This window comes from Massilia sp. Root418 (assembly GCF_001425265.1).
Lineage (GTDB): Bacteria > Pseudomonadota > Gammaproteobacteria > Burkholderiales > Burkholderiaceae_D > Rugamonas.
The window spans coordinates 331,288-351,499 of record NZ_LMEC01000001.1 but is presented as its reverse complement, the minus strand read 5'-3'; the positions used below and the strand labels follow the sequence as shown (position 1 = coordinate 351,499).

General features: G+C 63.9%; 15 protein-coding genes. 13 read left to right on the top strand and 2 right to left on the bottom strand.

Features of this window, described 5'->3' with window-relative positions:
* Positions 1-169: 169 nt before the first annotated feature.
* The 10 genes from ASC94_RS01395 (at position 170) to ASC94_RS01355 (ending at position 8,147) form a co-directional block, all read left to right on the top strand.
* The gene (locus ASC94_RS01395; RefSeq protein ID WP_229417171.1) at positions 170-1,618 is read left to right on the top strand and encodes a YdiU family protein; all 1,449 of its coding nucleotides are present in this window, start codon (positions 170-172) and stop codon (positions 1,616-1,618) included.
* Positions 1,619-1,632: 14 nt separating this feature from the next.
* Positions 1,633-2,031, top strand: coding sequence for a peptide-methionine (R)-S-oxide reductase MsrB (gene msrB, locus ASC94_RS01390; RefSeq protein ID WP_056389666.1), 399 nt, complete (start codon positions 1,633-1,635; stop codon positions 2,029-2,031).
* An 18-nt stretch (positions 2,032-2,049) separates the two neighbouring features.
* A complete protein-coding gene (locus tag ASC94_RS01385; protein WP_056389662.1) occupies positions 2,050-2,682 on the top strand; it encodes a septation protein A in 633 nt (210 codons plus the stop codon).
* Positions 2,679-2,951: a BolA family transcriptional regulator gene (locus ASC94_RS31475; RefSeq protein ID WP_082616005.1), complete on the top strand. Its 273-nt coding sequence runs from the start codon at positions 2,679-2,681 to the stop codon at positions 2,949-2,951. Before ASC94_RS01385 ends, ASC94_RS31475 begins: the two co-directional genes overlap by 4 nt.
* A 94-nt stretch (positions 2,952-3,045) precedes the next feature.
* Positions 3,046-3,825 (top strand): peptidyl-prolyl cis-trans isomerase, encoded by a 780-nt coding sequence (locus ASC94_RS01380; protein WP_056389659.1) that lies wholly within the window; start codon positions 3,046-3,048, stop codon positions 3,823-3,825.
* A 90-nt stretch (positions 3,826-3,915) separates the two neighbouring features.
* On the top strand, positions 3,916-4,692 hold the full coding sequence (locus tag ASC94_RS01375; RefSeq protein ID WP_056389657.1) for a peptidyl-prolyl cis-trans isomerase: 777 nt from the start codon (positions 3,916-3,918) through the stop codon (positions 4,690-4,692).
* Between the two features lie 110 nt (positions 4,693-4,802).
* A complete protein-coding gene (locus ASC94_RS34115) occupies positions 4,803-6,329 on the top strand; it encodes a methyl-accepting chemotaxis protein (protein ID WP_056389654.1) in 1,527 nt (508 codons plus the stop codon).
* A 101-nt stretch (positions 6,330-6,430) separates the two neighbouring features.
* Positions 6,431-7,090: a DNA alkylation repair protein gene (locus ASC94_RS01365; RefSeq protein WP_056389648.1), complete on the top strand. Its 660-nt coding sequence runs from the start codon at positions 6,431-6,433 to the stop codon at positions 7,088-7,090.
* A gap of 81 nt (positions 7,091-7,171) precedes the next feature.
* On the top strand, positions 7,172-7,951 hold the full coding sequence (locus ASC94_RS01360) for a class II aldolase/adducin family protein (protein ID WP_056389645.1): 780 nt from the start codon (positions 7,172-7,174) through the stop codon (positions 7,949-7,951).
* A 10-nt stretch (positions 7,952-7,961) separates the two neighbouring features.
* Entirely contained in the window at positions 7,962-8,147 is a 186-nt protein-coding gene (locus ASC94_RS01355) for a 4-oxalocrotonate tautomerase (RefSeq protein ID WP_056389642.1), read from the top strand.
* Between the two features lie 108 nt (positions 8,148-8,255).
* Here the strand turns inward: ASC94_RS01355 and purL are convergent, their stop codons facing one another.
* Positions 8,256-12,302 (bottom strand): phosphoribosylformylglycinamidine synthase, encoded by a 4,047-nt coding sequence (gene purL, locus ASC94_RS01350; protein ID WP_056389639.1) that lies wholly within the window; start codon positions 12,300-12,302, stop codon positions 8,256-8,258.
* Between the two features lie 249 nt (positions 12,303-12,551).
* On the opposite strand from purL, the gene ASC94_RS01345 reads away from it, so the two are divergent.
* Genes ASC94_RS01345 through ASC94_RS01335 form a run of 3 tightly spaced genes read left to right on the top strand, consistent with a single transcriptional unit; the run spans position 12,552 to position 16,563 of the window.
* Positions 12,552-14,273, top strand: coding sequence for a response regulator (locus ASC94_RS01345; protein WP_082616001.1), 1,722 nt, complete (start codon positions 12,552-12,554; stop codon positions 14,271-14,273).
* On the top strand, positions 14,273-15,910 hold the full coding sequence (locus tag ASC94_RS01340) for a response regulator (protein WP_056389636.1): 1,638 nt from the start codon (positions 14,273-14,275) through the stop codon (positions 15,908-15,910). The genes ASC94_RS01345 and ASC94_RS01340 overlap by 1 nt, the downstream gene beginning before the upstream one ends.
* Positions 15,911-15,927: 17 nt before the next feature.
* Positions 15,928-16,563, top strand: coding sequence for a VOC family protein (locus tag ASC94_RS01335; protein ID WP_056389633.1), 636 nt, complete (start codon positions 15,928-15,930; stop codon positions 16,561-16,563).
* Here the strand turns inward: ASC94_RS01335 and ASC94_RS01330 are convergent.
* Entirely contained in the window at positions 16,558-20,172 is a 3,615-nt protein-coding gene (locus ASC94_RS01330; protein WP_056389631.1) for a hydantoinase B/oxoprolinase family protein, read from the bottom strand. The two genes, ASC94_RS01335 and ASC94_RS01330, sit on opposite strands and share 6 nt — an antisense overlap.
* Between the last annotated feature and the right edge of the window lie 40 nt (positions 20,173-20,212).

The window sequence follows — 20,212 nt, the reverse complement described above, 5'->3', positions numbered from 1 at the left end:
TTTCCATGCTGCGATGCAGCAAACACCACACAAGGGCAGCGTAACGGGCCCCCGAACGCGCGTTACCAAGTGTAACGGCAATGGTAATGCCCAGGCTACCGCCTAGAATCCCCTCTGTGCGTTAAAATTTGGACTTGACCCTATCGCCACTGGAACTGCCATCAATAAGCTGCCCTTGGAGAACTCGTTCGCGAGCCTCCCGCCCTCGTTCTACACCCGCCTGATGCCGACGCCGCTGCCTGCCCCCTACATGGTGGCGGTAAGCCCGCCGGCAGCGGCGCTGATCGGCCTGGACGCCGCGGCGCTGGCGGAACAGCAAGCCATCGACATCCTGGCCGGCAATGCCGTGCCCGAGCGCGCCCAACCGCTGTCGGCCGTGTACTCGGGCCACCAGTTCGGCGTCTGGGCCGGCCAACTGGGCGACGGCCGCGCCATCCTGCTGGGCGACGTGGCCACGGCCAATGGGCCCACGGAACTCCAGCTGAAAGGGGCCGGCCTCACGCCCTACTCCCGCATGGGCGACGGCCGCGCGGTGCTGCGCTCGTCCATCCGCGAATTCCTGTGCTCCGAAGCCATGGCCGCCCTGGGCATTCCCACTTCCCGTGCGCTGTCGGTCACCGGTTCGGATCAGGGCGTCGTGCGCGAAACCGTAGAAACCTCGGCGGTCGTGCTGCGTATGGCGCCCACCTTCATCCGTTTCGGCTCCTTCGAGCACTGGTCCAGCCGCCAGAAGCCGGGCGAGCTGAAAATACTGGCAGATTACGTCATCGACCGTTTTTATCCGCAATTACGGGCCGAAGAGAACGTGTACGCCGCTTTCCTGGCCGAAGTCACACGCCGTACGGCCGAACTGATGGCGCAGTGGCAGGCGGTCGGCTTCATGCATGGCGTGATGAATACCGACAATATGTCCATCCTGGGCGAAACCCTGGATTATGGGCCCTTCGGCTTCATGGAGGCCTTCGACAGCAACCACATCTGCAATCACAGCGATCACCAGGGCCGCTACGCCTACGGCATGCAGCCGCAGATCGGCCATTGGAACTGTTACGCGCTGGGCCAGGCGCTGCTGCCGCTGATAAACGAGGTGCCCGCCGCCCAGGCCGCGCTGGATGTCTACCAGCCAGCCTTCGCGGCCAGGATGGACGCGCTGCTGCGCGCCAAGCTGGGCCTGCGCACCGCGCAGGACGGCGACCGCGAGCTGATGGACGCCATGTTCGCGCTCCTGCAGGAAAATCACGCCGATTTCACGCAGTTCTTCCGCACGCTGAGCGATCTCAAGACCGATACGGACGAGGCGGATCATGATCTGCGGGATGCCTTCATCCAGCGCGAAGCCTTCGACGCCTGGGCCGGCCGCTACCGCGCGCGCCTGCGCGCGGAAAGCAGCGACGATGCGGCGCGAAAAGTTGCCATGGACGCGGTGAACCCCAAATACGTGCTGCGCAATTATCTGGCGCAGATAGCAATTGAAAAGGCGCAAAATAAAGACTTTACTGAAGTGGAGCGTTTACTGTCAGTTTTGCTGCGCCCATTCGACGAACAGCCAGAGAATGAAAAATACGCGGCTTTGCCACCGGACTGGGCCAGCCATTTGGAAGTCAGCTGTTCTTCTTAAGAGAGATTTAAATCATGAACGATAAGGTACTGAAATCCGACGCGGAATGGCGCGCTCAGCTGGACCCGATGGAATACCAGGTAACGCGCCACGCGGCCACCGAGCGCGCTTTCACCGGCAAGTTCTGGGACCACCACGAGCACGGCATTTACACCTGCGTGTGCTGCAACACGCCGCTGTTCGCGTCCGACACCAAGTTCGATTCCGGCTGCGGCTGGCCCAGCTATTTTGAGCCGCTCAACCCGGCCAACGTAACCGAGGTGGCGGACCGCTCCCATGGTATGCTGCGTACGGAGATTATTTGCGCTGTCTGCGACGCCCACCTGGGCCACGTCTTCCCGGACGGCCCGCCACCCACCGGTTTGCGCTACTGCATCAATTCCGCCTCCTTGCGCTTCGATCCACAAGACTAAAAACAAAACGGCCTCACCATGAAAATCCTGTTCGACTTCCTCCCGCTGCTGGTCTTCTTCGCCTGCTACAAGCTGGGCGGCATGCACGCGGAGGCGGCGCAAGCCTTCGTCAACTCCTATATGAGCGGCATGCTGTCGGGCGGCTCCGTCACGGCCGACCAGGCGCCCATGGTGATTGCCACGCTGGCCGGCATCCTGGCCAACGCGGCCCAAATCGTCTACCTGAAGGCGCGCGGCCGCAAGGTCGACTTCATGCTGTGGCTCTCGCTGTTCCTGTTCGTGGTGTTCGGCGGCCTGACGATCTACTTCCACGACGAGATCTTCATCAAGTGGAAGCCAACCATGATCTATTGGTGCTTCGCGATAGGCCTGCTGGCGGCGCGCTACTGGTTCAAGAACAACCTGATCCGCAAAGCCATGGGCTCGCAGCTGACCCTGCCGGACGACGTCTGGGAGAAACTGAACCTGTCGTGGACCGCCTTCTTCGCCGCGCTCGGCTTTATCAACCTGTTCGTGGCCTTCGTGCTGTTCAAGTCCGATACCGCTTCCTGGGTCAGCTTCAAAGCCTTTGGCACCACAGGTTTGACTTTCGCCTTCATTATCGTCCAGACTATTTACCTCGCTAAATACCTGAAGGACGAAGAAGTATGACGGACCCGCGCATTGCCAAGATAGAAGAGCGCCTGCGCGCCGCCCTTCAGCCCGCTGAACTGGTGCTGGAAGACGAATCGGCGCTGCATGCCGGACATGCTGGCGCTGCCTCCGGCGGCGGCCATTACCAGCTACGGATCGTTTCGGATAAATTCGAAGGTCTTAAACTCGTCACAAGACATCGACTCGTGTATGATTCCGTGCACGATATGATGCGTGGGGAGATACACGCATTGGCCATTACCGCACTGGCACCGTCTGAAGTATGATATGCGCGGAGATTTGGAAACAATGAGAGACAAAGCGGTCACACAAAATCCGGCTCTCCGCAATTAAGAACTTTACCCCTTAGGATTTGAAATAATGAATTTGAAGCCAGCCCGTCTGCTGATCGCACTTATCGCTGTTGTCGCGGCACCCGCTATTGCCCAGAACCTGGCCGTCGTCAACGGCAAGGCTATCCCGTCGTCGCGCGTGGATGCAGTCGTCAAGCAAGTTGTTGCCCAAGGTCAGCAACCGGATTCCCCTCAACTGCGTGAAGCCATCAAGAAAGAAATGATCGGCCGCGAAGTGCTGATGCAGGAAGCCGAGAAGCAAGGTTACTCCAAGAATGCCGACGTCAAGGCGCAGCTGGAAAACGCGCGCCAGGCCATCTTCATCAACGCCCTGGTTGGCGAATACGTGAAGAAAAACCCGGTCAAGGACGACGAGATCAAGGCTGAGTACGACAAATTCGTTGCGCAAACCGGCAACAAGGAATACCACGTGCGCCACATCCTGGTGGAAACCGAAGCTGAAGCGAACGCTGTGATCGCCAAGCTGAAGGGCGGCGCCAAGTTTGAAGAACTGGCCAAGACCTCGAAAGACACCGGCTCCGCAGCCAACGGCGGCGACCTGGACTGGGCCACCCCATCGTCTTTCCCTAAAGTATTCTCGGACGCCTTCGTGGCCCTGCAAAAAGGCCAGGTTACCGAGAAAGCCGTGCAGACCCCGAACGGCTTCCACGTGATCAAAGTGGACGACGTCCGCGAAGCCAAGCTGCCGACCCTGGACGAAGTGAAGCCGCAAATCGCGGACGCGCTGACCCAGAAGAAGCTGCAGGCTTACCAGGAAGAACTGGTAAAGAAAGCGAAAGTACAGTAATTAGTCAGCAGTAAGGAACGGCGCCCTTGTGGCGCCGCTATTATTTGGGCTATGCGCACTGCGCTCCCGTGTTTTTTATAGGATGTGATAATGATTTTGAAGCCAGCCCGCCTGTTGTTAGCCCTGACCGCTGTCGTCGCCGTACCGGCCTTCGCGCAAAACGTTGCTACCGTGAATGGCAAAGCCATTCCAGCATCGAAAGTCGAAGCCATCGTCAAGCAAGTCGTCGCCCAAGGCAAACAAGCTGATTCGCCGCAACTGCGCGAAGCCATCAAGAAAGACCTGATCGGCCGCGAAGTGCTGATCCAGGAAGCCGACAAGCAAGGCGTGGGCACCCGCGCCGAAGTCAAAGCGGCTCTGGAAAACACCCGTCAAAGCATCATCATCAACGCCATGCTGGCAGACTACGTGAAGAAGAACCCTGTCACCGACGCTGAAATCAAGGCTGAGTACGACAAATACAAGTCGCAAGTGGGCGACAAGGAATACCACGCGCGCCACATCCTGGTGGAAACCGAGCAGCAAGCCAAGGACATCATCGCCAAGCTGAAAGCCGGCGGCAAGTTCGAAGAGCTGGCCAAGCAGTCGAAAGACGGCTCCGCCAACAACGGTGGCGACCTGGACTGGGCAGCCCCATCGTCCTACGTCAAGCCATTCTCGGACGCCATGGTGGCCCTGAAGGACGGCCAGATCACCGAGACCCCGGTGAAGTCGCAGTTCGGCTACCACGTCATCAAGCTGGAAGGCTCGCGCGCCGCCAAGCTCCCGTCGCTGGACGAAGTCAAAGGCCAGGTTGCAGAAGCCCTGACCCAGAAAAAGGTTGCCGCCTTCCGCGAAGACCTGATCAAAAAAGCAAAGATCCAGTAAGTTTCGCTTAAAAGCTGTATCGAAAATGGCACTTGCACCAAAGTGCCATTTTTTATTGGGGCGCCCGGGTTTAGTATTGATGGATAGCAATACTAACCTGGGGAGACTCCGTGAATCTGAAATCCAAAATGACGCTGTGCATGGGCCTGGTGTGCCTGTTTTTCGTCTGCGCGCTCGGCGTCGCCCTGCAAGGCATGCAGGCCGCAAAAAACCAGTTCCAAGGCTTCCTGGAGCAAGACCAGGCGCTGCTGATGACCGCCACCAATATGTACGCCCAAGGCCTGCAGATGGGCCAGGCGCTGCGCAACGTGGTGCTCGACCCGGCCAACAAGACCGGCCACAAGAACCTGGAAGACGCGGGCACGGCCTTCAAGGAGCACAGCACCGCCGCGCTTGAGCTGGCGCGCGGCAATCCCGCCATCCTGCCCATGTTCGAAAAAGTGGCCGAGCTGCGCAACAAGCAAGCCACACTGCAAGCCAAAGTCGCCACCCTGGCCAAGGAAGACCAGGCCGCCGCCATCACCACGCTCAACAAGGAAGAAACGCCGGTATGGCGCGAGATGCGCACTCCGCTGCTGGAGTTCATCAAGCAAAAGAACGCCGAGGTCAAGGAAACCAAGGTGGCGGTGGTCGAATCCACGCACCGCATGCTGCTGATCAGCATTTCGCTGGGCGTGTTCGCGGTCCTGGTCGGCGGCGGCATCGCCATCTGGCTGGCACGCAACGTCATGCACCAGCTTGGCGGCGAACCCGACTACGCGGCCAAGACTGCGCACCGCATTGCCAGCGGCGATTTCTCCGCGAATATAGAAACCGCACCGGGCGATAAGCGCAGCCTGCTCTACGAAATTAAGAGAATTCAGGACCACTTGGCGGCGATGGTGCAACAAATCCGCGCCGGCACCGATACCATTGCTTTGGCCTCCCAGGAAATTGCTTCCGGCAATCTTGATTTATCCAACCGCACCGAAGAACAGGCCGGCTCGCTGGGCCGTACCGCCTCCTCGATGAACCAGATTACCGCGACGGTAAAACAAAATGCGGATAATGCCCGCCAGGCCAATGGCTTGGCCGCCTCCGCATCCGAAGTGGCGATCAAAGGCGGCGACGTAGTCGATGAAGTGGTTAAAACCATGAGCTCGATTAACGATTCTTCGCGGAAAATCGTCGACATTATCGGCGTTATTGATGGCATCGCTTTCCAGACCAATATCCTCGCGCTGAATGCCGCGGTTGAAGCGGCGCGTGCGGGTGAACAAGGGCGGGGATTTGCGGTCGTTGCATCCGAAGTCCGCAATCTCGCGCAGCGCTCCGCAGCTGCAGCCCGAGAAATTAAAGGCTTGATTGATGATTCCGTGCAAAAGGTGGATACAGGCAGCCGGCTGGTGGACCAGGCTGGCACCACCATGCAGGAAATCGTCAACAGCGTAAAACGCGTCACCGATATCATGGCCGAAATCAGCCACGCAAGCCAGGAACAAACCGCCGGCATCGAACAGGTGAATATCGCCATCGGCCAAATGGATCAGGTAACCCAGCAGAACGCGGCATTGGTCGAACAGGCCGCCGCAGCGGCTGCCTCCATGCAGGACGAATCGGCAAATCTCGCGCAAGTCGTCAGCCGCTTCAAACTATAATATTCCGATGCAACGTTGGGCGCTCTACGGAGCGCCTTTTTTTTGCCCAGTTCGCACCAGTACCGAGCACGTTCAAGCCACCTTCTGGCATACTTTACCCCATGAACGAGCACTTCCTCCAGCAAGTCCAGGCCACGCTGCTTACCCTTGCCAATCCAGAGCGCGCCAACGCCATGCGCGCCTATATGCGCGACCAATTCGACTATCTTGGTGTCCCCACACCAGAACGCCGCAGCGCATTAAAACCCATGCTGCAAGGACTTAAAGGAGCGGGGCCTGCGCAGCTGATCGCACTGGCCAGTGCACTCTGGGAGTTGCGCGAACGGGAATACCAATATGCCGCGCTGGACCTGCTGAATATGCACAGCAGAGAGTTGAATATAGCGGACATACCCGCCCTGCTCTCGCTGGTGCTGCGCAAATCCTGGTGGGATACTGTCGACGCACTCGCGACCATCATCGGCGATATATTAAAAGGCCGGCACGAACACATGGACGACGCGATCAAGCACGGGAATTTCTGGATGCGCCGCATAGCGCTACTGCATCAATTGGGCTGGCGCGGCAATACGGATAGTGCGCGCCTCTATTCATATTGCCTCGCCCAGGCGCATGAAAAGGAATTCTTCATTCAAAAGGCAATCGGATGGGCACTACGGGACTATTCGCGCCACGCGCCCGATGAAGTCCGCGCGTTCACGCAAACAAATAAACACATATTGTCGGCGCTCAGCTACCGGGAGGCTAATAAGCACCTCTAATCCCGCTTATATGCCGTCGCGCATGACCGCCATTCGCGCACGCACATTATGAGAGCGGCACGGCCCTGATAATCTGCCCCAATGGACAGACTTACCACATCAGGCCAGGCCGCATTTACGCCGCCCGGCATCACCAGCGCCGCCGAATGGCAAACCCGGATTGATCTCGCGGCCTGCTACCAACTGTGCGCCCTATTCAATTGGGACGACGGCATATATACCCACATTTCCGCCGCCGTTCCGGGCGAACCGGGCCATTATCTGATCAACCCCTTCGGTTTCAGGTTTGACGAAATTCGTGCCTCCAATCTCGTCAAAGTCGACCGCCACGGCAATATCATCTGCCGCTCCCAGCACGCAATCAACAGCGCAGGCTTCGCCCTGCACGGCGCTGTCCACGCAGCCCGTCCCGACGCGGCCTGCGTCATGCACTTGCACAACCCCAGCGCCATCGCTGTCGGCATGCAGGGCCCCGGGCTGCAGCCGCTGTCCCCCTACGCGCTGCGCTTCTACAGCGAGCTCGCCTACCACGACTACGAAGGCCTGGCCATGTCGCCCGCCGAGCAGGCCAGGCTGACGGCCAGCCTCGGCGGGCATCCAGCCATGCTCCTGCGCAACCACGGCAGCCTCACGGTCGGCCGCACCATTGCCGAAGCCTTTGTACTGATGCAGACGCTGGACCAGGCCTGCGGGCTGCAACTGCTGGCCCAGTCCGCCTGCATGCCCCTGCGCCAGCCCAGCGAAGCCGTGTGCATCAAGGCGCACGGGGAGCTCGTCGGCGACCGCGCTCCCGAAGGCCGGCTTGAATGGCCCGCCCTGCTGCGCCGTCTCGACGCCACCAATCCCAGCTACCGCACCTAAGGAACGCCGCATGCCAACCATCAACGTCCAACTCTTCGAAGGCCGCACGCCGGAACAGAAGCGCGCCTTCGTACAAGCCATCACCGAAGCCACCTGCGCCACGTTGGGCTCCACGCCCGAATCCGTCGACGTGCTCATCCACGAAATCAAAAAGGAACACTGGGCCACCGCCGGCCGTCTCTGGTCCGAAACCTAGGCACCAACAAAAAGAAAATGGGGTCAGGGTTAATTAATTTGGAAACATTTCCAAATTAATTAACCCTGACCCCATTTTGGGGGCGGGCCGGGCATGGCCCGGCTTGCTTTAGCCGATGAACTTGCGGGCGTTGCGGAACATGCGCATCCATGGGGAGTCTTCGCCCCACGATTCGGGGTGCCACGATTGCTGCACGCTGCGGAATACGCGCTCGGCGTGCGGCATCATCACCGTGAAGCGGCCGTCGGCCGTCGTCACCGAGGTCAGCCCTTGCGGCGAGCCGTTCGGGTTGTACGGGTAGGCTTCGGTGGCGGCACCTTTGTTGTCGATGAAGCGCAGCGCTGCGATGGCTTCGCCGATGTTGCCGGTCTGCGTGAAGTCGGCGTAGCCTTCGCCATGGGCGATGGCGATGGCGGTCTGGGTGCCGGCCATGCCCTGGAAGAAGATCGACGGCGAATCCAGCACTTCCACCATCGAGAAGCGTGCTTCAAACTTCTCCGATTTGTTGGTGGTGAACTTCGGCCACGCGTGCGCGCCCGGGATGATGGATTTGAGGTTGCTCATCATCTGGCAGCCGTTGCATACGCCCAGGCCGAAGGTGTCGATGCGGCCGAAGAAGCGCGCGAACTGCTCCGCCATCGCCGGGTTGAACAGGATGGACTTGGCCCAGCCTTCGCCCGCGCCCAGCACGTCGCCGTACGAGAAGCCGCCCACGGCGATGATGCCCTGGAAGTCGTCCAGCTTGACGCGGCCGGCAATCAGGTCGCTCATGTGGACGTCCACGGCGGCAAAGCCGGCCTGGTGCATCACCCACGCGGTTTCGATGTGGGAGTTAACGCCCTGCTCGCGCAGGATGGCCACGCGCGGACGCGCACCGGTGGACAGGAACGGCGCCGCCACGTTTTCCGACGGGTCGAACGTGAGCTTGGGCGAAATGCCGGGATCGGCCAGGTCCAGCAGGCGGTCGTACTCGGCGTCGGCGGTGGCCGGATTTTCCCGCACGCGGGAAATGCGCCAGCTGGTTTCGCTCCACAGGCGGTGCAGCTCGAAGCGCTGCTGGCTGTAAATGGTCTTGGCGTCGCGCGTGAATTCGATTACGCCACGGTCGTTCGGCTTGCCGATGATGTGGCTGCACGCGCCCAGGTTGAAGGAGCGCAGCACGTCCATGACCTGCGATTTCTCGTCGGCGCGCACTTGCACCACGGCGCCCAGTTCTTCGTTGAACAGCGCCTTGAGCGTCTGCTCGTTGCGCCGCTCGCCGATCTGGCTGGCCCAGTTCTTGGCGTCGCCCTGGTCGGCGCCGTGGCCGGCGTCCAGGGTCAGGATGTCGAGGTTGATCGACAGGCCGGCGCGGCCGGCAAAAGCCATCTCGGCCAGCGTGCCGAACAGGCCGCCGTCGGAACGGTCGTGGTAGGCCAGCAGTTTGCCGTCCTGGTTCAGCTGCTGGATGGCAGTGAAAAAGGCTTTCAGGTCTTCGGCGCTGTCGACGTCCGGCGCTTCGTTGCCCAGCTGGCCCATCACTTGCGCCAGCGCCGAGGCGCCCATGCGGTTTTTGCCGCGGCCCAGGTCGATCAGGATCATGACCGTGTCGCCCGCGTCCGTGCGGATCTGCGGGGTCAGCGATTTGCGTACGTCGTACACCGGCGCGAAGCCGGACACGATCAGCGAAACCGGCGACATCACGGCCTTGCTCTGGTCTTCATCCTTCCAGGTGGTGCGCATGGACAGCGAGTCCTTGCCCACCGGGATGGAGATGCCCAGCGCCGGGCACAGTTCCATGCCCACTGCCTGCACGGTGTCGTACAAGGCGGCGTCCTGGCCCGGCTGGCCGCAGGCGGCCATCCAGTTGGCGGACAGCTTGATGTCTTCGATCGAGCGGATCGGCGCGGCGGCCAGGTTGGTCACCGTTTCGCCCACGGCCATGCGGCCCGAGGCTGGCGCGTCGATCACGGCCAGCGGGGTGCGCTCGCCCATCGCCATGGCTTCGCCCAGGTAGCCTTCGAAGCTCATGGTGGTCACGGCGCAGTCGGCCACCGGTACCTGCCATGGGCCGACCATCTGGTCGCGCACGGACATGCCGCCCACGGTGCGGTCGCCAATGGTGATCAGGAAGGATTTGTCGCCCACGGTCGGCAGCAACAGTACGCGCTTGGCGGCTTCTTCCAGCGAGATGCCGGTCAGGTCGATGGCCGGGTAGTCGTTCTGTACGTGGTGCACGTCGCGCTGCATCTTGGGCGGTTTGCCCAGCAGGACGTCCATCGGCATGTCGACCGGGCTGTTGCCCATGTCGTCATCGATCAGCTTGAGCTGGCGTTCTTCCGTGGCGGTGCCGACCACGGCGAACGGGCAGCGCTCGCGCTCGCACATGGCCTTGAATGCCGGCAGGTCGTTCGGCGCAATGGCCAGCACGTAGCGTTCCTGCGATTCATTGGACCAGATTTCCTTCGGCGCCATGCCGGATTCTTCCAGCGGGATCTTGCGCAGGTCAAACAGCGCGCCGCGCTTGGCGTCGTTGGTGATTTCCGGGAAGGCGTTCGACAGGCCGCCGGCGCCCACGTCATGGATGGAGATGATGGGGTTGTTCGGACCCAGCTGCCAGCAGCCGTTGATCACTTCCTGGGCGCGGCGTTCCATTTCCGGGTTGCCGCGCTGGACCGAGTCGAAGTCCAGGTCGGCGGTGTTGGTGCCGGTGGCCATCGAGGAAGCGGCCGAGCCGCCCATGCCGATGCGCATGCCCGGGCCGCCCAGCTGGATCAGCAGGCTGCCGACCGGGATGTCGTTCTTGTGGGTGTGCTGGCCGGAGATGTTGCCGATGCCGCCGGCAATCATGATGGGCTTGTGGTAGCCGTACACGGTGTCCGGCGTGCCGGCAGTCTGCGTGCCGACGTTCTGCTCGTAGGTGCGGAAGTAGCCGCCCAGCACGGGCCGGCCGAATTCGTTGGAGAACGCGGCGCCGCCCAGCGGGCCGTCGATCATGATCTGCAGCGGCGAGGCGATGCGGTCCGGCTTGCCGTAGGCCTTGCTGGTGTCGCGGGCGGCGGCCGGCGCGGTGACCGAAGCGGCGTTTTCCCAGGCCTGCACGGCACCGGGTATCATCAGGTTGGACACCGTGAAGCCGCACAGGCCGGCTTTCGGCTTGGCGCCGCGGCCGGTCGCACCTTCGTCGCGGATCTCGCCGCCGGCGCCGGTGGAGGCGCCGGGGAATGGGGAAATCGCGGTCGGGTGGTTGTGGGTTTCCACCTTCATCAAGGTGTGGGTCAGCTCGGTGGTGGCGGCGTATTCCTGGCCGGCGCCTTGCGGGAAGAAGCGCGACACCACGGCGCCTTCCATGATGGACGAGTTGTCGCTGTAGGCCACGATGGTGCCTTTGGGCTGCTTCTCGTGGGTGTTCTTGATCATCTTGAACAGCGACTTGTCCTTCGCTTCGCCGTCGATCGTCCAGTCGGCGTTGAAGATCTTGTGGCGGCAGTGCTCGCTGTTCGCCTGCGCGAACATCATCAGTTCCACGTCGGTCGGGTTACGCTGCGCCTTGGTGAAGGCGTCGTGCAGGTAGTCCACTTCGTCTTCCGACATGGCCAGGCCGAGGTCGGTGTTGGCTTTTTCCAGTGCCTGCTTGCCGGCGCCCAGCACGTCGACCGCTTCCAGCGGCTTGGCTTCCAGCGTGCGGAACAGCCCGGCGGCTTCGTCAGCGTGGCGCAGCACGGACTCGGTCATGCGGTCGTGCAGCAGCGCTGCCACGGCCTCGGCCTGCTCGGCCGACATCTTGCCGGCGCCGATGCTGCTGCCCAGGAAACCTGCCTTCAGGTGGATGCGGTAGGCCACGCCGCGCTCGACGCGCTTGATGTGGGCCATGCCGCAGTTGTGCACGATGTCGGTGGCCTTGGATGCCCATGGCGAGATGGTGCCGAAACGCGGGATCACGACAAATTCCTCGACCGCGCCGCCGTCGGCCAGTTCGGCCTGGGCAGGTTCGCCGTAGGTCAGCAGGCCTTGCAGGCGGCTGGTGTCGTCGCTGGACAGCGGCACGGCGGCGTCGATGAAGTGCAGGTGGCGCGCTTGCACGGCCGTAATGGCTGGCAACACGGCTTGCAGTTGAGTGAGGAGGCGATGGCTACGGAATGCAGACAGGGCGTTAGAACCCGGCAAAATCAACATGGTTGGGAGGTGGTTGAGCAGCGAGGCTGCGGATTAAAGAAGAAATCTGTGTGGCTAAAATCCTTTGCCCGGCATTATACCTTGTTAGCACCTCTACGGGCAGGGTCCGCTAGACAGCTTATTCCTGCCGAGAGAGCGTCTGGCACGGCCGATCAGTGCCTTGGAAGCAACATTCTTTGCATTTTTCGGCAAATCCGGCACGCCATGGAGTATGCTGGAAAGAAGTATGCCCGGCCTGAAAGAAAGAAGATGCCAGACTATAGCAACCTGTCGGTCCTGATCGTCGACCCCAACCAGGGTATGCGCGCCAGCGTCCACAATATGCTGACCCAGGTGAACATCAGCAAGGTGGAGCACGCGGTCAGCTCCGGCACGGCCATCCGGGCCCTGAACAAGAAGAATTTCGACGTTATCCTGTGCGAGTACGACCTGGGCAGCGCCGGCGGCAGCGAGGCGGGCCAGGACGGCCAGCAGCTGCTGGAAGACTTGCGGCTGCACCGCGTGATCAGCCAGTGGGCCATTTTCATCATGCTCACCTCCGAAGGCGTCTACAGCAAGGTGGTGAGCGCAGCCGAACTGCTGCCCACCGACTACATCCTGAAACCGTTCACCGTGGACGTGCTGGCGCAGCGCATCGGCCGCGCGCTGGAGCGGCGCGCCACGTTCCTGCCGGTGTACCAGATGATCAGCCAGGGCAAGGCGCGCGAAGCCATTGCTGCCTGCCTGAGCAACGAAGCGTCCCAGCCGCGCTACGCCACCGACTACGCCCGCCTGCGCGCCGAACTGCTGATGAGCTTGAACCGCCTGCCGGAAGCCGAGCTGGCCTACGCCGGCATCGTTGCCGGCAAGCCGCTGGGCTGGGCCCAGCTGGGCCAGGCGCGCTGCGCCTTCGCGCTGACGCGCTACCCCGAAGCCCAGGCGCAGCTGGAAGCGCTGATCGCCGCCAACCCCAAGCTGATGGCGGCCTACGACCTGCTGGCCCAGGTGCTGCGCGCCCAGCGCAAGGATGGGGAAGCCAAGCAGGTGCTGGAGGACGCGGTGGCGATTTCGCCGCACATGGTATCCCGCCTGCGCAACCTGGGCGACGTGGCCTACGCCACCGGCGACATAGACGCCGCCGAAAAAGCCTTCAAGCAGGTGGTGGCCAAGGCCAGGTACTCCGAATTCCGCGACCCGGCCGACCATGTGAACCTGGTGCGCACCCTGGTCAAGAAGGGCGACGCTGGCGGCGCCTCGGCCGTCATCCGCGACATGGAGCGCTCGCTGCGCAGCGGGCCGGACGTGGACGTGTGCCGCGCCTATTCCTCGTCCATGCTGCAGGAGCTGAATGGCAAGCCGGATGCGGCCGCGGCCGAGCTGGCCAAAGCCATGGCCCTGCTGTCCGAAGCCACCGGCATGTCCAGCAACATCAAGCTGGGGCTGGCGCACAGCTGCCTGGTGAACCGCATGGACGAACAGGCCGCCGTGCTGTTCGAGGAACTCACCAGGGACCCGGACAGCGGCGTGAGCGCGGCCGACGTGGTCAGCCTGTGCGCACAGGCCGGGCGCGAGGACGTGGCGCGCAGCTACGACCAGCAGCTCGACCTGGAAGTGGACGCCATGGTGCGGCAGGCCGCCGAGAACAGCCGCAAGGGCGACCTGCAAGGCGCGGTGGCGGTGCTGCAGCTGGCGCTGCGCAAGCGTCCCGACCATAAGGGCTTGTGGACCGTGGCTGCCACGGCCATGCTGCGCCAGATCATGGACCTGGGCTGGGACGCCACCCTGGCGGTGCAGTGCACCGGCCTGCTGCGCCGCATCCGCGAAGACAATCCCGCCCACCCGCTGCTGCCGGGCCTGATCGCCCAATACGCCGCCGTCCGGCAGAAATACGCGCCCGCGGTGTCCGCCGCAGCCGCCGCGGCCGCCGGCACTGCCCCCCCTGCCCCCGGCCCCGCGCCCGCCCCGGCCCCGGCCCCTGCGGAGACACGCTGATGCAAGACTACGCCGAACTCTCCGTCCTGCTGGTGGACCCCAATCCCGGCATGCGCGCCAGCCTGCGCAATATGTTGAACCAGTCCGGCATCACCCGCATCGACGACGCGGTCAGCTCCGGCACGGCCATCCGCCAGCTGGGCAAGAAGAACTACGACCTGGTGCTGTGCGAGTACGACCTGGGCAGCGGCAGCAGCGACAACGGCCAGGACGGCCAGCAATTGCTGGAAGACCTGCGCCACCACAAGCTGATCGGCCCCTGGACCATCTTCATCATGCTGACCTCGGAAGGCGTGTATGGCAAGGTGGTGAGCGCCGCCGAGCTGCTGCCGTCGGACTACATCCTGAAACCGTTCACGGTGGAAGTGCTGCTGCAGCGCATCGCCAAGGCGGTGGGGCGGCGCACGGCCTTCCTGCCCATCTACGAAAAAATCACCCAGGGCGACATGCGCGGCGCCATCGCCGCCTCCACGGCGGCCGAAGCCAACCACCCGCGCCACGCCACGGACTTTGCCCGCCTGCGCGCGGAACTGCATTTCGCCGAAGGCCAGCTGGCCGAAGCCGAGCTGGCCTACCACACCATCCTGGCCGGACGGCCCATAGGCTGGGCGCACCTGGGCCTGGCGCGCTGCCAGTTCGCCGGCCAGCGCTACGACGACGCCCTGCTCACGCTGGACAAGCTGCTGTCGCAGAATCCGAAATACATGGCAGCCTACGACCTGCTGGCGCGCACGCACGAAGCCATGGGCCAGGCCGTGCAGGCCAAGAAGGTGCTGGAGGACGCGGTGGCGATCTCGCCGCACATGGTGAGCCGCCTGCGCCACCTCGGCACCGTGGCCTACGAAACCGGCGACATCGGCATGGCCGAGAAAGCCTTCAAGCAGGTAGTGGCCAAGGCCAAGTACTCCGAGTTCCGCGATCCGGAGGACCACGTCAACCTGGTGCGGACGCTGGTCAAGAAAGGCGATGCCAGCCAGGCCAGCGGCGTGATCCGGGACCTGGAACGCTCGCTGCGCGGCAACGCCAATACGGAAGTGTGCCGCGCCATCTCCGCCGCCCTGCTGCTGGACCTGACGGGCAACGACACAGCCGCGGCCACCGAACTGAGCAATGCGGTGGCCGCCGTCACGCAGGCCAAAGGCTTGTCCAGCCCGCTCAAGCTGAACCTCGTGCAAAGCTGTCTCAAGCATAAACTGGACAAGGACGCGGCCGGCGTCGTCATCGACATGATGAACGACAGTGAAAGCGGGCTGTCCATGGAGCAGGCGGTGGGCGTGTTCGAGCAGGCCGGCCGGCATGACCTGGCGCGCGGCATCGGCGAGCAGATCACCCACCAGGTGGAAGAGCTGCTGGAAAGCGCCGCCGGCCACTTGGAACAGGGCGATCACCGTGCGGCGGTCAGTTCGCTCAACATGGCCCTGCGCAAGAGCCCGGGCAACCTGGCGGTGCTGTACGCGACCACCAGCGCCATGCTGCGCCAGCTCGACGAGCTGGGCTGGGAAGCGCCGCTGGCCGAACAGGCCGGCCACCTGCTGCAGCGCCTGGGCCGCATCGACAGCGGCAACCCGGACTACGACACCCTGGTGCAGCAATACAGCGCCACCCAGCGCAAGTACGGCATTTCCACCACGGCCTGATCCACCGCCACGATGCCATGACAACTTGCCACATCGACCATCTCACGATTACCGCCCCCACCCTGGAAGCGGGCGCAGACTACGTGTGCCGGGCGCTCGGGGTGACGCCCCAGCGCGGTGGAGAGCATCCCCGCATGGGAACACACAACCTGCTTCTTCGGCTGGGCGACTCCCTGTTCCTGGAGGTTATTGCCGCGAATCCCCACGCCGCCAAGCCGGCGCGGCCGCGCTGGTTCGGGCTGGACGCCTTGCCGCCGGACGCGCCGCCTGCGCTCGCCACCTGGGTGGTGCGCACCCCGGACATCGGCGCCAGCGTCTCGGCCTGCCCTGAAGCGATCGGCAATATCGAGCCCATGAGCCGGGGCGCACTCAACTGGCAGATCACCATCCCTGCCGACGGCACGCTGCCCTTGAACGGTATCGCGCCCGCCCTCATCGAATGGCAGGCGCAAGTGCATCCGGCGGCCGGGCTTCAGGATGACGGCCTGTCGCTCGCCAGGCTCGAACTGTTCCACCCGGAACCGGAACGCATCACGCGTTTGCTGCAGTCGCTCAGCCTCGAAGGCCCGGTTACCGTCTCGCCCCTGCGCGGGAAGCACGGTGCATGCATGGTTGCGCACATCCATACACCGCAGGGGCTGCGCGTGCTATGAGCGCGGCGTTTCGGGCCCGTAGCCGCCGCCACCCGGCGTCTCGATAATAAACACGTCTCCCGGCGCCATGCCGGTCTTGCCGATGTGGCCGAGCTGTTCGATGCTGCCGCCGGCGCGCTGCACCAGGTTGCGCCCCACCTGGCCCGGCTGGCCGCCGGCCATGCCGAACGGCGCGTGCAGGCGGTTGTTGGACAGGATGGCGGCCGTCATCGCTTCCAGGAAGCGCACCTTGCGCACACCGCCATTACCGCCGCGCCAGCGCCCCGCCCCGCCCGAGCCCTCGCGGATCTCGTAGCTTTCCAGCCGCACGGGGAAGCGGAACTCCAGTATCTCCGGGTCGGTCAGGCGCGAATTGGTCATATTCGTCTGTACCACCGAGGTGCCGTCGAAACCGTCGCCCGCCCCCGAGCCGCCGCTGATGGTTTCGTAATACTGGTAGCGCGCGTTCCCGAAGGTGAAGTTGTTCATGGTGCCCTGCGACGCGGCCAGCACGCCGAGCGCGCCGTACAGCGCGTTGGTGATGCAGGTGGAAGTCTCCACATTGCCCGACACGACAGACGCCGGATAGTGCGGATTGAGCATGGAGCCCGGCGGTATCAGCACCCGCAGCGGCTTGAGGCAGCCGGCGTTGAGTGGAATCTCGTCGTCCACCAGGGTGCGGAACACGTACAGCACCGCCGCCATGCAGACCGCCGAAGGGGCGTTGAAGTTGTTGTCCAACTGCGCCGAGGTGCCGGTGAAGTCAATGTCGGCGCTGCGCCCGGCGCGGTCCACGCGCACCGCCACCTGGATCTGCGCGCCGTTGTCCAGCTTGAGCGTATAGCTGCCGTCGTGCAGCGCGCCGATCACGCGGCGCACGGCTTCTTCCGCGTTGTCCTGCACGTGGCCCATGTAGGCGCGCACCACGTCCAGCCCGAAGTGCGCCACCATTTTGCGCAGCTCGTCCACGCCCTTCTGGTTGGCGGCCACCTGGGCCCGCAGGTCGGCCATGTTCTGGTCGGGATTACGGGCCGGGTACTTTGCGCCGGCCAGCAGGGCGCGCGTTTCGGCGTCGCGCAACTGGCCGCCGGCGGCGCCGTCCACCAGCTTGAAGTTGTTGATCAATACCCCCTCTTCCTCGATGCTGCGCGAATCGGGCGGCATCGAGCCAGGCGTGGTGCCGCCGATGTCGGCATGGTGGCCGCGCGAGCCCACGTAGAACAGGATCTCGCTGCCTTCCTCGTCGAACACCGGCGAAATCACCGTCACGTCCGGCAGGTGGGTGCCGCCGTTGTAGGGGTCGTTCAGCATGTAGACATCGCCGGCGTGCATGCGGCCGGCGTTCTCGCGCATCACGGTCTTGATGCTTTCGCCCATGGAACCCAGGTGCACCGGCATGTGCGGCGCGTTGGCGATCAGGTTGCCGCCGGCGTCGAAGATGGCGCAGCTGAAGTCCAGGCGCTCCTTGATGTTGACCGAATAGGCGGTGTTCTGCAGCCGCAGGCCCATCTGCTCGGCGATCGACATGAACAGGTTGTTGAAGATCTCCAGCATCACCGGGTCGGCCGTGGTGCCGATGGCGCGGCGCTCGGGCAGTGCCTCGACGCGCGTCAGCACCAGGTGGTCGTGCGGTGTGACGTCCGCCTGCCAGCCGGGTTCTACCACGGTGGTGGCGTTGGCCTCGGCGATAATGGCCGGGCCGTGGATGAGGTCGCCGATGCGCGTGTCGCCGCGCTGGTAGAGCGGCGTGTCCCGCCAGGCGCCCGCCGCGTACATCGGCAGCACGGCCGAGGGCTGCAGTCCGCCGGCGCGCGGCGCTTGCTGCGGCGGCGCCTCGGCCGGCGCGTCCGACGCGCCCACCGCCTCGACCGATACGGCTTCCACGATCAGCGGCTTGTGCTGCATCAGGAAGGAGAAGCGCTTCTTGTAGGCAGCTTCGAACTGCGCCGTCATGCTCTCCACGCCGTCGAACAGCACGATCAGCGCCGAGTCAGTGCCCTCGTAGCGCAGGTGGACGCGGCGTATCAGCGAAATGCGCTCCGCAGCCACGCCCTGCCGCAGCAGTTCGCCGCGCGCTGCCTCGCCCAGCGCCGCCAGCCGCGCCGCCAGGGCCTGTTCGCCGCTGTCGGCCAGGCGCGCTTCCACCGCTGCCTCGCGCATCGCGGTCTGGTCGGCCAGGCCCATGCCGTAAGCCGACAGCACGCCGGCCAGCGAATGGATGAACACTGTCTTCATGCCCAGCGCATCGGCCACCAGGCAGGCATGCTGGCCGCCCGCGCCGCCAAAGCTGGTGAGCGTGTATTCGGTGACGTCGTGCCCGCGCTGCACCGAAATCTGCTTGATCGCGTTGGCCATATTGCCGACCGCGATGTCGATAAAGCCCGCCGCCACCTGCTCCGGCGTGGCGGCGGTGCCGGCCGCCGCGTTGATCTCGTCCGCCATGGCCGCAAACCGCTCGCGCACCGCGGCGGCGTCCAGCGCCTGCCTGCCGTCCGCGCCGAACAATTGGGGAAAATGCGCCGGCTGAATCTTGCCCAGCATGACGTTGCAGTCCGTCACCGCAAGCGGGCCGCCGCGCCGGTAGCTGGCCGGCCCCGGATTGGCGCCGGCGCTGTCCGGACCGACGCGCAAGCGGCTGCCGTCGAAATGCAGGATCGAGCCGCCGCCGGCTGCCACGGTGTGGATGCTCATCATCGGGGCGCGCATGCGCACGCCCGCCACCTGGGTCTCGAACACCCGCTCGAAATCGCCCGAGAAGTGCGAGACGTCGGTGGAGGTGCCACCCATGTCGAAACCGATGATGCGCTCGAAGCCCGCCAGCCTGCTGGCCCGCACCATGCCGACAATGCCGCCCGCCGGCCCGCTCAGGATGCTGTCCTTGCCCTGGAACGCGCGCGCGTCCGTCAGGCCGCCGTTCGATTGCATGAACTGCAGGTTCACGCCAGGCAGCTCGCTGGCCACCTGGTCCACGTAGCGCCGCAGGATGGGCGACAGATAGGCATCGACCACCGTGCTGTCGCCGCGCGCCACCAGCTTCATCATCGGGCTCACCTGGTGCGACACGGAGACCTGCGTGAAGCCGATCTCGCGCGCCACGGCCGCCACGGCCGCCTCGTGCTCACTGTAGCGGTAACCGTGCATGAAGACGATGGCCAGCGAGCGCAAGCCCTTGTCGTACGCTGCCTGCAGGCCCGCGCGCGCCGCTGCGGCATCCAGCGGCTGCACCACCTCGCCGTGCGCGCCCATGCGTTCATCGATCTCCACCACGTGGCTGTACAACAGTTCGGGCAGCACGATGTGGCGGTCGAACAGGCGCGGACGGTTCTGGTAGGCGATGCGCAGCGCATCCCGGAAGCCGCGCGTGATGGCCAGCGCGGTCGGTTCGCCCTTGCGCTCCAGCAGCGCATTGGTGGCCACCGTGGTGCCCATTTTTACCGCCCCGATCCTGCCCGCCGGCACCGGGTCGCCAGCCGCCACGCCCAGCAAATGACGGATGCCGGCAATGGCGGCGTCGCGGTACTGCTCCGGATTCTCGGACAGCAGCTTGTGCGTGCGCAGCGTACCGTCCGGCAGGCGCGCCACGATGTCCGTAAACGTGCCGCCGCGGTCTATCCAGAACTGCCAGTCCATGTGCTACCTCCAGCTATGCGTGAAGGGCCTATTGTAGTGT

Excerpts from the sequence above, each read along its gene's own strand:
- msrB (WP_056389666.1), top strand. The coding sequence starts at position 1,633 with ATGAACGATAAGGTACTGAAATCCGACGCGGAATGGCGCGCTCAGCTG.
- ASC94_RS01385 (WP_056389662.1), top strand. The coding sequence starts at position 2,050 with ATGAAAATCCTGTTCGACTTCCTCCCGCTGCTGGTCTTCTTCGCCTGC.
- ASC94_RS31475 (WP_082616005.1), top strand. The coding sequence starts at position 2,679 with ATGACGGACCCGCGCATTGCCAAGATAGAAGAGCGCCTGCGCGCCGCC.
- ASC94_RS01380 (WP_056389659.1), top strand. The coding sequence starts at position 3,046 with ATGAATTTGAAGCCAGCCCGTCTGCTGATCGCACTTATCGCTGTTGTC.
- ASC94_RS01375 (WP_056389657.1), top strand. The coding sequence starts at position 3,916 with ATGATTTTGAAGCCAGCCCGCCTGTTGTTAGCCCTGACCGCTGTCGTC.
- ASC94_RS01365 (WP_056389648.1), top strand. The coding sequence starts at position 6,431 with ATGAACGAGCACTTCCTCCAGCAAGTCCAGGCCACGCTGCTTACCCTT.
- ASC94_RS01360 (WP_056389645.1), top strand. The coding sequence starts at position 7,172 with ATGGACAGACTTACCACATCAGGCCAGGCCGCATTTACGCCGCCCGGC.
- ASC94_RS01355 (WP_056389642.1), top strand. The coding sequence starts at position 7,962 with ATGCCAACCATCAACGTCCAACTCTTCGAAGGCCGCACGCCGGAACAG.
- purL (WP_056389639.1), bottom strand. The coding sequence starts at position 12,302 with ATGTTGATTTTGCCGGGTTCTAACGCCCTGTCTGCATTCCGTAGCCAT.
- ASC94_RS01345 (WP_082616001.1), top strand. The coding sequence starts at position 12,552 with ATGCCAGACTATAGCAACCTGTCGGTCCTGATCGTCGACCCCAACCAG.
- ASC94_RS01340 (WP_056389636.1), top strand. The coding sequence starts at position 14,273 with ATGCAAGACTACGCCGAACTCTCCGTCCTGCTGGTGGACCCCAATCCC.
- ASC94_RS01335 (WP_056389633.1), top strand. The coding sequence starts at position 15,928 with ATGACAACTTGCCACATCGACCATCTCACGATTACCGCCCCCACCCTG.
- ASC94_RS01330 (WP_056389631.1), bottom strand. The coding sequence starts at position 20,172 with ATGGACTGGCAGTTCTGGATAGACCGCGGCGGCACGTTTACGGACATC.